Raw genomic sequence first — 14583 nt, 5'->3', positions numbered from 1 at the left:
GGATCAATTCGCGGATTGCTGCGGGGTAGTCGCAGGAGGTTGCTGGGGAGTGACAGCGGGTTGGGCTGGCTGGAGAGGGGCGGTCTTGATCGGAGCCGTCTTGATCGGCTGGGTCTTCGAACCGTTGTGACGGCGCTCGAGGTCGGACTTGTTCCGTCCCACCGTGCTACGCTCGTCTTCCTTCGGGTAGTCGATCCGGGTGTGGAGCATGCTCCGCAGGGTCGCACAAAAGCTGTCTTTCACCTTCGCCAGATCGCGCAGGGTCAGCGTGCATTCGTCGAGCTGGCCGTCACAGACGCGGGACTCGATCAAATCCTCCACCATCGACCGGATTTTCGCCGGAGTCGGCTTCTTGAGGCTCCGGGAGGCGCTTTCAACGATGTCGGCGAGACTCACGATGCCGCTTTCGCGGGTTCGGGGACGCGGGCCGGGGTAACGGAAATTCTTCTCGTCGATCTTCGGAAGATCCTCCGGATTCTCGAGCCCCTTCTCAACCTTCTCCATCTCCGCCTTCTTCTGTTCCTGGGCACGGCGGTAAAAATAGCTCACCAGCGAATCCCCGTGGTGCTCCTGGATGATGTCGATCACCCTCGGGTTGAGCTTGTGCTTCACCGCCAGGTCCACGCCGTCCTTCACGTGGGCGATGATGATCAGCGCACTCATCGTCGGCGTCAGGGAATCGTGCGGGTTCTCCCCGCCCTCCACCTGGTTCTCGATGAAATACTCCGGCTTACTCAGCTTCCCGATGTCATGGTAGTAGGCGGAAACGCGACACATCGCGGCATTCGCCCCCACTGCCTCGGCGGCAGCCTCCGCCAGCGAAGCGACCACCAGGCTGTGGTGGAAGGTCCCGGGAGCCTCCAGTTGGAGGCGTCGCAGCAGCTTGTGGTTCAGGTCACTGAGCTCCAGCCAGGAAATGTCCGTGGTCAGCTGGAAGGTCCCCTCCAGCACCGGCAGCATCCCGCTGACCAGAAGGGCAATCACGATGCCCGTGCCCAGCGCCGCCAGCGAGCTGAGGCCGGCATCCTTGAGACCTTCCATATGGTCGGTGATCCCCGGCACCGGATCAATCCGGCCGAAGGCGATGCACAGCAGCAGCGCCGCCACCCCGGAATACACGCCGGCACGCAACAATTGGACCCGCTTCCGGACCTTGTGGACCGCCTGCACCGCTACCAAGCCGCAGACTAGGCTGACCGCCACATACAGGAGCGCATCCTGTTTCGGCATCACCATGGAGCCAAGGAAGGCCGCAAAAACGGTCGAAAAAGTGCCCACGCCCCGGCCCAGCAACACGGCGTGCACCATCGGCGTCAGGGCGAAGGGGATCAGCAGGAACTTCATCTCCCCCGCCATGTCATTCGCATCCACCATCAGGGAGATGCCCCGCACCACCGCCATGTGGCCGGCGAGACCACCCAACACCAGGATGATGCGACCATTCCGGTGGGATACGTTCTCATGGAGACTGTGAAGGATCGCCACCGCTGCGGCAGCGACCACAAATCCCGAAAGCGCTCCATAGGTCCGCTCATCGGCGAAGTTCGTGTCGGAAGCGGCCCGCAGCACCATCACCCCCACCCCCGCGCAAAATACCAAATAAAGGAAAAGGCGGACCAAGACGCTGCGGTCCAACGTCATCGCAACCGGGTTTTCGGCATGGACCCGGCGTTTTCGACCGGATGACAAGCCGCGGCGCGCGAGGCGCCAGCGTTTGAAGGCATCTATGAATCCCACGGTGTGGCAACTGGGTTGCGAAATCGGGGCCGTTTGCAACCGGAGTCCAAACGGCGGGGCAGGTGGTTAGAAGATCCAAGGCCCTTTTGCAATGCGCAAATCCCCCTAGCCTGCCTCAAGGTCAATCAAGTCTCAAATCGCGAAAAATCAAGGAGATGTGACAATCGAAAAATCACCTTTGTTGATCATCAGCACTTTATCAAGCCGAGCTGCGGTGGCGATCATAGGCCTCAATGATCCGCCCCACCACCGGGTGCCTCACCACGTCCGAGCCGCTGAAGCGGATAAAGTCGATGCCCGGGACCCCCGCAAGCGCCCGCTCCGCCTCGAAAAGGCCGGAAGGAACATTGGGCTTCAGGTCGATCTGGGAACCGTCCCCGGTCACCACCATCCGCGATTCCTCACCCAGACGGGTCAGCGCCATGAACATCTGCTCCCGGGTCGTGTTCTGCGCTTCGTCCAGAATCACGAACGAGCGGGCCAGCGTGCGGCCCCGCATGAATGCCAGCGGCGCGATCTCGATGGTGCCGTCCGCCAGATATCGCTCACCTTCCTCGTGGCCGATCATGTCGTGGATGGCGTCGTAGAGCGGGCGCAGATAGGGAGCCACTTTCTCGCGCAGGTCGCCGGGGAGGAAACCGAGCGCTTCCCCCGCCTCCACGGCCGGGCGCGTCAAAACGACACGGCCCACCCGCTTGGCCTTCAGCATGGCGAGCCCCATCGCCATGGCCAGGTAGGTCTTGCCCGTGCCCGCCGGCCCGAGACCAAAAACCACGTCGTTCTTCTCGATCGACTTCAGGTAGTCCAGTTGCCGCGGGGTCTTGGGAACCACCGGCTTGCGCCCGCGGACGCCCAGCAGCTTCACCCCGGAAAGCTCCGAGACGGATCCCCCGCCCTCGGCGATCAGATCCACGGCCATCCGGAAATCCCGGGAGCTGATCTGGGAGCCTTGGCGGCGGGCCTGCTCCAAGTCCGCGAATACGGCCGTCGCCTGCTTCACGGCGTCCTCCGGCCCCGCAAAAAGGATCCACCCGTCCCGGGTCACTGCCCGGACCTTCAGCTTCTCCTCCAGGTAGCGGAGTTCCTTCGCATCGTTCGCGAACAGGGAATGAAGGAAAGGCGCGGTCTCGTATTCCAGTTTGATCTCTGTCTCCGGGACACTCATTGCATCCGGTCTAACGATTCCAGAGCTTCAGGTCAGCCGGAAAATCCGCCGCGCTTTTCCGTAGCGGGTTTTACCTTGCCAATACGTCAGCGAGCAATTTTTTCAGACGCGCGCCGCGCTCCGCGTCGCTCGGCGAAGCGTCCAAAATCTTCCCACACGCACACGAAACCTGTGATCCCATGATCGAAGTCGAGAACCTGTCCAAACAGTTCGGAACGAAGACCGCCGTCGATCACCTCTCCTTTTCCGTCCGGAAAGGGGAAGTGCTCGGCTTCCTAGGACCCAACGGAGCCGGAAAATCCACCACCATGCGGATGGTGACCGGCTTCCTGCCCCCCACCTCCGGTGACGCAAAGATCTGCGGCATCTCCGTGGTGGATCATCCGAACGAGGCGAAGCAAAAGGTCGGCTATCTCCCGGAATCCGCCCCTCTCTACAATGACATGACCGTCAGTGGATTCCTGCGCTTCTGCGCGGACGTCCGCGGCCTCTCGGGCAGCACCAAGAACGATGCGGTCGAACGAGCGATTGAAACCTGCTTCCTGAAGAGCGTGGCCTATCAGTCGATCGAGACCCTCTCGAAGGGCTACCGTCACCGCACCTGCCTCGCCCAGTCGCTGCTGCACGATCCCGAAGTCCTGATTCTGGACGAGCCGACTGACGGCCTTGACCCAAACCAGAAACACGAGGTCCGCCAGCTGATCAAGCGCCTCGGGGAAACCAAGGCCATCCTCTTTTCCACCCACATTCTCGAGGAAGTCGAAGCCGCCTGCACCCGCGCCGTCATCGTCGACCGCGGCCGCATCGTGGAAGACGGCACACCCGCCGAGCTGATCAAGAAGTCCGGCACCGGATCGCTGACCGATCTGTTCCGGAAGGTGACCACGCTCGATACCGCCGCTTGAACCTTACCCTGATTTCCTCTCCATGAAACACGTCTGGACCATCTTCAAGCGCGAGCTTGGCAGTTACTTCAGCCACCCGATCGCCTACGCCGTGATCGTGGTTTTCCTCATCCTGTCCATGATCTTTGCCTTCTCCATGGGCAGCTTCATGACGGTGCAGGACGCCTCCCTGACCTACTCCTTCTTCACCTACCTGCCCTTCGTCCTGATGGTGCTGGTGCCTGCTGTCGGCATGCGCCTGCTCTCGGAAGAGCAGCGCACCGGGACCATCGAGCTGCTCGGCACCATGCCGATCCCGATGTGGAGCGTCATCTTCGGGAAGTTCCTCGCGGCCGCGACCGTGTGGGTGGTGGCCCTGCTGCTCACCTTCCCCATCTGGATCACGGTGAACTGGCTCGGCGACCCGGATAATCTCACGATCATCTGCGGTTACATCGGTGCCATCCTGCTGGCTGGCTGCTACCTTTCGGTCACGCTGCTGGTTTCCGCCTTTACCCGTGACCAGGTCATCTGCCTGATCATTTCCTCCGCGGTCTGCGTGCTGCTGACCCTCGGCACCTTCGACTTCTTCGTCCGCTTCTACGTGGACACCTTCGGTGCCAACGTGGCGAACGCGATCACCGCGCTCGGCCCGTGGGAGCACTTCATGTCGCTCGCCCGCGGCGCCTTCCGCCTGCAGGACGCGGTGTGGTTCGGCTCCATCACCCTCGGCTGCCTCCTCGGCACCAGCACCATCCTCACCGCGAAGCGCGCCTGATCCCAGTCCTCTTCCCTAACCGATTTCTTTCCATCCCATGAGCAAAGAAGCAAAGACCGTCCACCCGATGGCACGCGCCATCCTGGCGATCATCGCGCTGCTGGTCATCGTCGTTTCCCTAAACCTGCTGGTCTCGGGACTCGGCCTCGGCCACAAGAATGCCGACTTCACCCAAGACAAGGTCCACACCTTGTCTGATGGCACCAAGGGCATCCTCAAGGAGCTCGGCGCCCCGGTGGTGATCCGCTACTACGCGACCCGTAGTTCCGATTACATGCCGGAAGCCCTCAAGCTCCACATGCGCCGCGTCGACGACCTGCTCGGCGAATACGCGAACCTCTCCGGCGGCAAGCTGCGCGTGGAGAATCTCGATCCCCAGCCGGACACCGATGCAGAAGACTCCGCAAACCTCGACGGCATCCGCGGCCAGAGTTTCGACGACCAGAACCTCTACTTCGGCCTGGCTGTTTCCTGTCTCGACCGCACTTCGACGATTCCCTTCCTCGATCCCAATCAGGAAACCATGCTGGAATACCAGCTTTCCAAGGCGATCTCGGAAGTCTCTCGCCCGGACAAGCCGATCGTGGGCCTGATGACCGCCCTGCCGATTACCGGCAGTCCCGCGATGATGCCTGGCCAGCAAGGCCAGCCACCGTGGGTGATCTACCAGCAGCTCTCCCAATCCTATGAGGTGAGAGATCTCGGGATGACCCCGGAGAAGATCGACCCGGAAATCGACGTCCTGCTCGTCTTCCACCCCGCTGAGATCACTCCTGAAGCGGAATTCGCCATCGACCAGTACCTCCTACAAGGCGGCACGGTGGTGGCTTGCCTCGATCCGTTCTCGGTGGCAGCCCAAATGAGCAGCCCTCCGCCAAACCCGATGATGGGCGGAGCCGGCGGCCTGCCGACTTCCTCCACCCTGCCGACCCTGCTGGGTTCCTGGGGTGTGGCGATGAACCAACAGGTTCTCGCGGATGAGAACTACCAGACCACGATGAATGGCAATCGCCCGGGCATCGCGGTGCTGACCGTGCCGAAGGATGGCATGCCGCAAAAGGATGACGTGATCACCCGCGACCTCACGAGCCTGGTGTTCTTCCTGCCCGGCGGCCTGACGAAGAGCGGCTCCCCCGGTGTGACGGTGGAAACCTTGGTGAAGTCCTCTGACAAGGCCGGCTTCGTCGACTCCACGAAGGCCTCCCAACTCGACCCGAAGCTGACCAACAGCTTCCGTGGCACCCAGTCCTATGACCTGGTGCTGCACTTGAAGGGTAACTTCAAGTCCGCCTTCCCGAAGGGCAAGCCGACCGCCGAAGAAACCCCGCCCGCCGAAGGCGAGAAGAAGGAAGAGGAAAAGAAGGAGGAGAAGCCCGCCCATCTGGTGGATGCCACCAAGGAAGGCAATGTCTTCATCATTTCCGACATCGACGCCTTCTTCAACCAGTTCGCCTATCAGGTGCAGAACTTCGGTGGCGGCATGCAGGTGGCCCGCCAGATCAATGGCAACCCCTCGCTGTTCTTCAACATCATCGACCAGGCCGCCTCTTCGACCCATCTGATCGGTGCCCGTAGCCGCGCCGCGATTGCCCGCCCCTTCACCAAGATCAAGGAGATGGAAGCGGATGCAAACAAGCGCGTCGGCAGCAAGATCGAAGAGCTCGAAGCCAAGGCTGAAGCCGCACAACAGAAGCTGAACGAACTCCAGTCCCAGAAGTCCGCGGGATCGCAGCTCTACCTCTCCCCGGAGCAGGAAACGGAGATCAAGCAGTTCCGTCAGGAGGAAGTCGAATCGCGCAAGCAAGTCCGCGAGCTTCAGAAGGACCTGAAGCGGGAGAAGGACAAGCTGGCCGGAACCACCACCTTCGTAAACATCCTGGCAGTGCCGCTCCTCGTCATCGTTTCTGGCCTCGGCCTGCTGCTGAAGCGCCGTTCATCCACCCGCGCACGCTGAACCCACCCTTCACTTCCTAACATCTCCAGCCATGAACAAACGACAAGTCGTTGTCCTCTGGATCATCGCCATCCTCCTGACCGTCGCCGCCTTCTTCGCCCGTTCGAGCAACTCGAAGGGCTTTGAAAGCAAGACCTCGCGCAACCGCGGGCAAACCGTGCTCGCCGATCTCAACGCGAATGAAGTCGCGAAGGTGCAGGTGAAGTCGGGTGACAAGGTTACCACGCTGGTCCGCAAGGACGGCAATTGGAGCGTCGCCGAGCGCGAGGGCTATCCCGCGAACATCAAGAGCCTGAATGAATTCCTGCGCACGCTGGCCGAAGTGAAGGTCACGCAGGGCATCGAGTCCGAGCCTTCCTTTGCCCCGCGCTTCGGCATGGATCCGGCCGCGAAGGAAGAAAAGGACCGCGGCACCGAGGTGATCCTCAGCAATGACGCCGGCAGCGAGCTGGCGCACGTGACTCTGGGCAAGAACCTCGAGTCCGGCAGCGATCCGATGAGCATGTTCGGCGGCGGTTCCACCGGCCGTTTCTTCCGCAACCACGCCGACCAATCCGGCGTCTATGTGGTGAGCGAGCTCTTCCCGACCCTCTCGACCGAAGCCCCGCGCTGGCTTCAGGAAGACTTCCTGAAGGTTGAGAAGATCAAAAGCATCTCCATTACCCCGCCTGCACAGTCGAAGGAGATCGCCTGGAAGCTCAGCCGCACGGATGAGAATGGAGAGTTCACCTTGGACGGCGCGAAGGAGAACGAGACCCTGAACCCCAGCCTCACCGCCCCCTTGAAGACGCTCTTCTCCTATGCGCGCTTCGAGGACGTGGTGTCGAAGGAGAAGGCGGACGAAGTGCAGCCGACCGCGCAGCAAATCGCCAAGATCGAGACCTTCGAAGGCTTCACCTACACCTTCAAGATCAACCCCGCCCCGGAGGAAGAGAAGAAGGAGGGCGCGGATCCGGAAGAAGTTCCGGCCGAGCCTGCCTACTACATGACCGTAGAAGTGGAGGCCACCCTGCCTGCCGAGCGCAAGAAGGAGGAGAAGGAATCCGAGGAAGACGCCAAGACCAAGGACAAGGCCTTCGCCGACCGCAAGGCCGAGCTTGAGAAGCGCCTCGCCGCGGACAAGGCCCTCGCAGGACGCACCTTCAAGGTGAGCAAGTTCACCTTGGACGCCCTGCTCAAGGATCGCTCTTCGCTGCTTCAGTCGGCCACGCCTCCAGCAGGAGGTCCCGGTGCTCAGGGCGGCATGCAAGGTCTGCCACCCGGCTTGATGCCCCAAGGCCTGCCTCCCGGCATGATCCCGCCAGGTGCCGGTCAGGCCGCACCGGCTACCCGCCGTCGCGTGGAAGCCGTGACGCCTCCGATCGCCATCCCGCCGCTCGAGGAAGACAAGGCCGCCAAGCCCGAGGAAACGCCGAAGGCAGAAGACGCCCCGAAGCCGGAGCAAGCTCCCCCGCAGGAAGCCCCACCAAGCGAAGGCCAGTAACATTCCAAAACAAAAAAGGGCGGCTTCGGCCGCCCTTTTTCATTCCACCGCTCTGTTAGAGATTTCCCAGAGCCCTCGAAACAAGCGCCGCTCCTCTAACGCCCCAACGGGGCGACCGGGCGATAGTCTCAGGTAAGCACAACCCGCATCCCTTACAAAGCCCCAACGGGGGCGGGAGATAGAGCAAGCCCGCCCCATGCACCGCTCCAGAGCCCCAACGGGGCGGCAGGGAGATAGCCCAGGGTAAGCGCGCAGCGCGCAACCCTGGGTCAGGCCGCGAACAAGAACGCACCCTGAAGGGGTGCCGGGGGGCTTCTAACTTCTCCCGTGCCCATCTTGATCGACCTTGGCAGTAGAAACCCACCCCTCGCATGCGCCATACTTCCCGCTCGCATGCACTCCGACCGAAGTCCGACCCCGCCCGAATCCCGCACTTCGACGTTCAACGCTGAACATCCGATACTCGATGTCGCTCTCCTCCCCGCCTGTTAATTTCCCTGTTTTAACAGGCATAACAGGCTCCGATTTCCAAGATCCCCCGGCATCCTCTGCCCCTCCCACCGATCAACGACCACCCGCCTCACCATCCGGAAACCATCCGCACCCCTCATCACGGCTTGCCACTACGCATTCCGGCCTTAAATACCGCCCCGTGACGCACGACTTCGACATCCCCCTCGTCCGCAAGGGCACCGGTTGCATCAAGTTCGACCGCCGGCCGGAGCTCGACCCCTTCTGGGTGGCGGACATGGACTTCGCCTCCGCCCCGGAGATCCTCGAAGCGCTTCACTCCCGCGTAAACCATGGGATCTTCGGTTATGCCCAGGCACACGAAGGCCTGAACGAAGCGATTGATCTCTATCTCAAGCAACGGCGCGGCGTCACCGTGCCGGGCGAGCAAATCATCCACCTCGGCGGCCTCGTTCCCGCCCTTTCCTTGGCCGGACGCGCCTTCTGCAAGGAAGGCCAGGCACTGATGACCTGTACCCCGGTCTACCCGCCCTTCATCGGCGTCCACCACGACGGCCCCGCGAAACTGATCACCGTCGATCACATCGAAGCCGGGGGCCGCTGGACTTTCGATTGGGACGCGATGGAAGCTGCCGTGACCCCGGACACCACGGTCTTCCTGCTCTGCAATCCACAGAACCCCTTGGGTCGCGTCTTCAACAAGGACGAGGTGGAACAACTCGCCCGCTTCTGTGTGAAGCACGATCTCGTCCTCGTTTCCGATGAGATCCACTGCGACCTCGTGCTGGATGCCGCGAAAACGCCACATTTCTCCGCGCTCGAGCTGCCGGAGGACCTGCGCCAGCGAACTATCACGCTGCTTTCCCCGAGCAAGACCTGGAACATCGCGGGCCTCGGCTATGCCTTCGCCGTGATTCCTGACGACTCGATCCGCCGCAAGTTCGCAGCCCAGCGCGGCCACACCCTTTCGGAGATCAATGCCCTCTCCTACTACGCTGCCGAGGCCGCCTATCGCCACGGCGAGGAATGGCGCCAACAACTGCTCGCCTACCTGCGCCGCAACCGCGAGCTGCTGGACACCTTCATCGCCGAGCGCATGCCGAAACTGAAGATCGTCCCTGGCGAGGCCACCTACCTCGCATGGATCGATGCCCGCGGCATGGGCGTGGAGAATCCCGCCCAGTACTTCGAGAAAAACGCCGGCCTCTTCCTCTCTGACGGTGCCTTCTTCGGCTGGCCCGGCTGGATCCGTTTCAACTTCGGCTGCACCCGCGCCCGCATGCTGGAAGGATTGGAAAAAATGGTCCGCGCGATGCCATGAGCCTGCCACGCCAGCCACGGACGTTCATTTGAACAATCCAACCGCGCCTTTTCCCACCTCTCACCCGCTCCTTGCCAGCGGACAGCTCATCCCTACACTCCCCGCATGGCCCGCTCGCTGCGCTCCGCCCTTTTCGCGTTCTTTTCCTTGGTTTCCATCGCTTCGGCGGACCACGTCATCATGACCGGCGGTCCCGCCCTGCGCGAATGGGAGGATCTGCGTGTCGAGCGCGACCAGCACGACCGCTGGTGGGCAAATTTCATCCGGGCCTCCACGCTCCGCATGGTGGAACTCCGCAAGGCCTACGGCGAAAACGCACCCATCGTCTGGATCGTCTATCGCCCTGCCTATCAGACCCGCGGGCAGGAAGACCGCCAGCCCTACACCAGCTGGATCGCCAACCTGGCCAAGAAGCGCAATTGCACGCTTGTCTGGGTGGATAGCTCTTCCAGCGCGATTTCTGCGATCAACAATCGCCCTCGAGCCTCCATCGAGACCTTCGACTACTTCGGCCACTCGAATAAGTACTGCTTCATGCTCGATTACGGCAATGACATCATGGCCTCCAGCTCCGCGTGGATTCACGAGCGGGACCTCTCGCGGATCCGTTCCTCCGTCTTTGCCAAGAACGCCTATTGCAAGAGCTGGGGCTGCCACACCGCCGAAAGCATGAGCAAGGCTTGGAAAAGCGCGGTCGGCATCAATCTTGAAGGTGCCTTGGGTGCCACCGACTACTCGATGGTTGGCCGTGGACAGCTCCCGACCGGTAAGGGCTGGGTGAGGTAAAGCTTCCGTGCAATCACCTCCCCGGGTCCTGTCACAGATTCCCTTTCTTCTTTCATTTTCCGCCCATGCTTTTCGCCGAACTCAAGCGTCTCCATTCCCTGCCCTTCTTCGAACTCCTCAAGGAGGCGCGTGCCGTGCACGAAGCCAACTGGCCGGAGAATGACGTGCAGCTTTGCACCCTGCTCTCCATCAAGACCGGCGGCTGCTCGGAAGACTGCTCTTACTGCGCCCAATCCGCGCGCTATAACTCAGGCGTCGAGATCGAGCGCCTGATGAGTAAGGAAACCATCATGGAGCGCGCCCAAGCGGCCCGCGACACCGGCTCTACCCGCTTCTGCATGGGCGCGGCATGGCGCGGCGTGCGCGGCGGCACCCAGCGCTTCGAGCAGGTGCTGGATATCGTGAAGGGCGTTTCGACGCTCGGCATGGAGGTCTGTGTGACCCTCGGCGAGCTCGGCCCGGAAGAAGCCAAGCAGCTCAAGGAAGCAGGCGTCACCGCCTACAATCACAATCTGGACACCTCTCCGGAACACTATCCGAACATCGTCACCACCCACACCTACGAAGACCGTCTGCGCACCATCCGCAATGTGCAGGATGCCGGCATGTCTGTCTGCTGTGGTGGCATCCTCGGTCTCGGTGAAACCACCGATGACCGCTTGAAGATGCTGGAGGTCATCTCCGAGTTCAATCCGCAGCCGGAAAGCGTGCCGATCAACTCGCTCATGCCGATGCCTGGCACGCCGCTCGAAGGTAGCGCCGTTGTGGATGCCTTCGACGTGGTCCGCATGATCGCCGTGACCCGCATCGCCGTGCCAAAGGCGAAGGTCCGCCTTTCCGCAGGCCGCACCCGCATGTCCGACGAAACTCAAGCACTCTGCTACTTCGCAGGGGCGAATTCCATCTTCTACGGAGACAAGCTGCTCACGGCGAAGAATCCTGCCGTGGAAAAAGACCGCGCCCTGCTCGCCAAGCTCGGCCTCGGCACCCTCGCTCCGAATCCTGCTCTCGCCGCCCCGGAAGCAGAGGAAGAGCGCCCGCTGAGCCCTGCCTGCTGTGGTTGCGGGGAATAGCGTTGCATATCTCAGCTTGAATGCCCGCGTAATGGGCGGAGTCTAAGGAGGAGATGAAGACCCTTTTCCTGCTCCTTGCCTCGGCCCTTCCTGCGCTGGCGGATTGGAAGACGGAAGTGACCCCGGCAAAGCTGGGGCCGCATCCGAAGCTCACCCCGCTGGCCGTCGAATATCGCCTCACTTGGAACGGCATGCTGAATGCCGGGAAGCTCAACTTCACCTTCGGCGCGCCGGATCCGAAGTTCCCTTCCGACTACAACGCGAAGGCAAGCGGCGGCAGCTCGGGCCTCGCTTCCACGCTCTACAAAACCAAGTTCACCATGATGTCCCGGCTGGATCCGGCGACGCTCCGCCCCCGTGTCGCCGTGGGAGTCGCCGATGAGGGAGACGAGGTGAACACCACCCGCACCACTTGGACGGGCCCGCTCGTCAAAAGCGAGCAGACCATTCGCATCACCAAAAACGGGAAGTCCGGCACCATTAACAGCGAGTTCCGCTTCACCCCGGTGCACGATATTTTCTCAGCCATGCTCCACGTCCGTAGCCAGAAGCTGGCCGATGGTGACAAGCTGGTCATCCCCCTGCAGCCCTTCGACAAGCCGTACCTGATGACGGTCAACGTGCTGGGCCACGAAAAATTCGCCGGGCGGGACACAATCAAGATGTCCGTCGCCCTCCAAAAAATCGATCCGAAGACCAAAGCTCTTCTTCCCTACAAGAAAATGAAGAGCTCCACCCTCTGGCTGTCTGATGATGCGAATCGCATCCCTGTCGAGTTGAGGTCGGAAGTCTTTATCGGCGATGTCCGCATGACCTTGTCCGGTACGAGAAAATTGTAAGTCACCTCCGATTTTTTGCTTGGGCGAAGGGATGTTGGCATGCGTATTCCTTCGTAAATACACGGCTTGCCATAATGACCGTTTTTGGGAATGTTAAGTAAACGCACGCTGAAAGCGCGCGTTTCACTGCAAGGATGCAGGATCTAAGAGCTTCGCATCCAAGTTCCCCCACCCACCCCCGGCAACATGACTACCGACGCGAAAGATGAGCTAATGAACGCCCTTTCGACCGAACTTGATAGAATGAGTTCGGAAGATGCAGAGAGGCTTACCCACATTTTGCGGGGCCTCTTCGCATGCATGCAGGACTTGAACTCACGGGTGGCCACACTGGAGGGTCAACGCGAGACGCTGGGCCACGGCGATAATTAGCCAGACACGACGACGCCGGATCACAAAGCCTCCCGACCTTGCATCCAACGGATCCAGCTGCCAAAACTTTGGCCGCCAATCCGATCCATGATCCACCGCCGCATCCTCGCCGCTTCGCTCGCCACTGGCTTGCTCACCCCTGCCCTGCTCCACGCTGAGGAGTTTTCCTTCGATACCCTGCGGGAAAAGGCGCGGCAAATTGCGGCGAAGCCCTACGCGCCACACCAAGCCAAGCTGGATGACTTCTGGGCAAACCTGAGCTACGACCAGCACCGCGACATCCGCTTCAAGATGGAGTCCGGCCTGTGGTGGGATCAGGGCCCCTTCTCCATCGATTTCTTCCACCCTGGTTGGACGGCCAAGAAGACCGTGGAGATCCATGAAGTGAAGGACGGCGACGAGAAGCCGCTCAAGTTCGATACCTCGCTCTTCGATTACGGGAAGAACAAGATTCCGGCAGGCACCCCGCCGCCTCCGGGCTACGCCGGATGGCGAGCACGCACGCACCTGAACTCGAAGGAATACATGGACGAGTTTCTGGTTTTCCTCGGAGCGAGCTACTTCCGCTCGATCCCGAAGGGCGCGCCCTACGGTCTCTCCGCCCGCGGCCTCTCCATCAACAGCGGCCTGCCCGGTGTCGCGGAAGAGTTCCCGGACTTCACCGAGTTCTACCTCGATCATCCGGAGAAGGATGCCAAAACCCTCACCGCCACGGCACTGCTTGAGGGCGAAAGCGTGGCCGGTGCCTACAAGTTCACCGTCACTCCCGGCGAGGAGACGGTGATGGATGTCGAGGCGGAGCTGACCCTGCGCCGTCCGGTCAAGCAGCTCGGGCTCGCCCCCTTCTCCAGCATGTTCTGGTTCGGCGAAAACACCCACCCGCGCCCCTACGACTTCCGCCCGGAAGTCCACGATAGCGATGGCTTTCTGATGGAGCTCGGCAGCGGCAATCTTCATTACCGCCCGCTGGAGCACACCAAGGATCAATTCCGCCACTGTGTCTTCACCATGGAGAGCCCGCGTTCCTGGTCACTGGTGCAGCGCGATCGTTCTTTCGCCTCCTATCAGGACGTCGAAGCTGGTTACCACAACCGCCCGAGCGTTCGCGTCGAGCCCGTCTCCGGCTTTGCGAACGGCAAGCTGCACCTCATCGAGATGCCGACCATCGACGAGACCAATGACAACGTGATCCTCGTTTGGGAACCCACGCCGGCACCAGAAGTGGGCAAACCTTTCCGCTTCCACTACCGCCTCGTCTGGATGCGCGATCCCAAGCCCTCCGGACTCTTCACCGTACGCGCGACCCGCGCCGGCAATCCGGTGCAGAAGCCGGACGAAGTGCTGATGACGATCGATTTCGCCAAGCCGCTGAACCCGGAAAAGAAAGTCGGCGATCCAAAGTGGGATGACATTTCGAAGTTCAAGCCGGTGGTCACCGTGAACCAACCCGGCGTGAAGCTCATCCACGTCGGCCTCACCGATCTCAGCATGGCAAATGTCGATGACATCCCTGCCGGTCTAGGCCGCAGCGAGACCATCCATATGCCACAGGTGCTGCGCGCCTTCTTCGTGCTCGATCCCTCGAAAGAGGTGAACGACATCGACATGACCTGCGAGCTGCAGGATGAAAACGGCAAAGTCGTCTCCGAGCGTTGGGTCTACCTTTGGAAGCGGACGCACTGAGCAGCGCGTAGAGGCCCGCACGATCTCTCATGCGGGC

11 protein-coding genes are annotated in these 14583 nt (G+C 61.4%); 9 read left to right on the top strand and 2 right to left on the bottom strand.

Annotation, left to right across the window (positions count from 1 at the left end):
* Positions 1 to 3 precede the first annotated feature (3 nt).
* Both HHL09_RS21425 and HHL09_RS21420 read right to left on the bottom strand, forming a co-directional pair.
* Positions 4 to 1641 carry an HD family phosphohydrolase gene (locus HHL09_RS21425; protein WP_169456693.1) on the bottom strand — a complete coding sequence of 546 codons (1638 nt, stop codon included), beginning with the start codon at positions 1639 to 1641 and terminating at the stop codon, positions 4 to 6.
* Positions 1642 to 1936: 295 nt separating this feature from the next.
* Complete coding sequence (locus HHL09_RS21420; RefSeq protein WP_169456692.1) at positions 1937 to 2902, bottom strand: PhoH family protein; 966 nt, start codon at positions 2900 to 2902, stop codon at positions 1937 to 1939.
* A 179-nt stretch (positions 2903 to 3081) separates the two neighbouring features.
* Here HHL09_RS21420 and HHL09_RS21415 point away from each other — a divergent pair, with 179 nt between their 5' ends.
* The 9 genes from HHL09_RS21415 to HHL09_RS21375 all read left to right on the top strand — a co-directional run bounded on the left by HHL09_RS21415 (position 3082) and on the right by HHL09_RS21375 (position 14546).
* Positions 3082 to 3807, top strand: a complete 726-nt coding sequence (locus HHL09_RS21415) for an ABC transporter ATP-binding protein (protein WP_169456691.1) — start codon at positions 3082 to 3084, stop codon at positions 3805 to 3807.
* 22 nt (positions 3808 to 3829) lie between these two features.
* Positions 3830 to 4564: an ABC transporter permease gene (locus HHL09_RS21410; RefSeq protein WP_169456690.1), complete on the top strand. Its 735-nt coding sequence runs from the start codon at positions 3830 to 3832 to the stop codon at positions 4562 to 4564.
* A gap of 37 nt (positions 4565 to 4601) precedes the next feature.
* The gene (locus tag HHL09_RS21405; protein ID WP_169456689.1) at positions 4602 to 6518 is read left to right on the top strand and encodes a GldG family protein; all 1917 of its coding nucleotides are present in this window, start codon (positions 4602 to 4604) and stop codon (positions 6516 to 6518) included.
* Between the two features lie 31 nt (positions 6519 to 6549).
* Complete coding sequence (locus HHL09_RS21400) at positions 6550 to 8001, top strand: DUF4340 domain-containing protein (RefSeq protein WP_169456688.1); 1452 nt, start codon at positions 6550 to 6552, stop codon at positions 7999 to 8001.
* A 652-nt stretch (positions 8002 to 8653) separates the two neighbouring features.
* On the top strand, positions 8654 to 9793 hold the full coding sequence (locus HHL09_RS21395; protein ID WP_205760903.1) for a MalY/PatB family protein: 1140 nt from the start codon (positions 8654 to 8656) through the stop codon (positions 9791 to 9793).
* A gap of 105 nt (positions 9794 to 9898) precedes the next feature.
* Entirely contained in the window at positions 9899 to 10579 is a 681-nt protein-coding gene (locus HHL09_RS21390; protein ID WP_169456686.1) for a hypothetical protein, read from the top strand.
* A 65-nt stretch (positions 10580 to 10644) separates the two neighbouring features.
* Complete coding sequence (bioB, locus tag HHL09_RS21385; RefSeq protein WP_169456685.1) at positions 10645 to 11652, top strand: biotin synthase BioB; 1008 nt, start codon at positions 10645 to 10647, stop codon at positions 11650 to 11652.
* 53 nt (positions 11653 to 11705) lie between these two features.
* On the top strand, positions 11706 to 12491 hold the full coding sequence (locus tag HHL09_RS21380) for a DUF3108 domain-containing protein (protein ID WP_169456684.1): 786 nt from the start codon (positions 11706 to 11708) through the stop codon (positions 12489 to 12491).
* 459 nt (positions 12492 to 12950) lie between these two features.
* Positions 12951 to 14546: an OpgD/OpgG family glucan biosynthesis protein gene (locus tag HHL09_RS21375; protein WP_169456683.1), complete on the top strand. Its 1596-nt coding sequence runs from the start codon at positions 12951 to 12953 to the stop codon at positions 14544 to 14546.
* The last annotated feature ends 37 nt before the right edge of the window (positions 14547 to 14583 follow it).

This window comes from Luteolibacter luteus, assembly GCF_012913485.1.
In the GTDB taxonomy this organism is placed as follows: domain Bacteria; phylum Verrucomicrobiota; class Verrucomicrobiia; order Verrucomicrobiales; family Akkermansiaceae; genus Haloferula; species Haloferula lutea.
Note: the sequence above shows the minus strand (reverse complement) of the source record. Positions and strands in the feature narration are given on the sequence as shown.

Bases quoted from the DNA above. Each gene is read 5' to 3' on its own strand.
- HHL09_RS21410 (WP_169456690.1), top strand. From the start codon at position 3,830: ATGAAACACGTCTGGACCATCTTCAAGCGCGAGCTTGGCAGTTACTTC.
- HHL09_RS21380 (WP_169456684.1), top strand. From the start codon at position 11,706: ATGAAGACCCTTTTCCTGCTCCTTGCCTCGGCCCTTCCTGCGCTGGCG.
- HHL09_RS21405 (WP_169456689.1), top strand. From the start codon at position 4,602: ATGAGCAAAGAAGCAAAGACCGTCCACCCGATGGCACGCGCCATCCTG.
- HHL09_RS21400 (WP_169456688.1), top strand. From the start codon at position 6,550: ATGAACAAACGACAAGTCGTTGTCCTCTGGATCATCGCCATCCTCCTG.
- bioB (WP_169456685.1), top strand. From the start codon at position 10,645: ATGCTTTTCGCCGAACTCAAGCGTCTCCATTCCCTGCCCTTCTTCGAA.
- HHL09_RS21390 (WP_169456686.1), top strand. From the start codon at position 9,899: ATGGCCCGCTCGCTGCGCTCCGCCCTTTTCGCGTTCTTTTCCTTGGTT.
- HHL09_RS21375 (WP_169456683.1), top strand. From the start codon at position 12,951: ATGATCCACCGCCGCATCCTCGCCGCTTCGCTCGCCACTGGCTTGCTC.
- HHL09_RS21425 (WP_169456693.1), bottom strand. From the start codon at position 1,641: ATGACGTTGGACCGCAGCGTCTTGGTCCGCCTTTTCCTTTATTTGGTA.
- HHL09_RS21415 (WP_169456691.1), top strand. From the start codon at position 3,082: ATGATCGAAGTCGAGAACCTGTCCAAACAGTTCGGAACGAAGACCGCC.
- HHL09_RS21420 (WP_169456692.1), bottom strand. From the start codon at position 2,902: ATGAGTGTCCCGGAGACAGAGATCAAACTGGAATACGAGACCGCGCCT.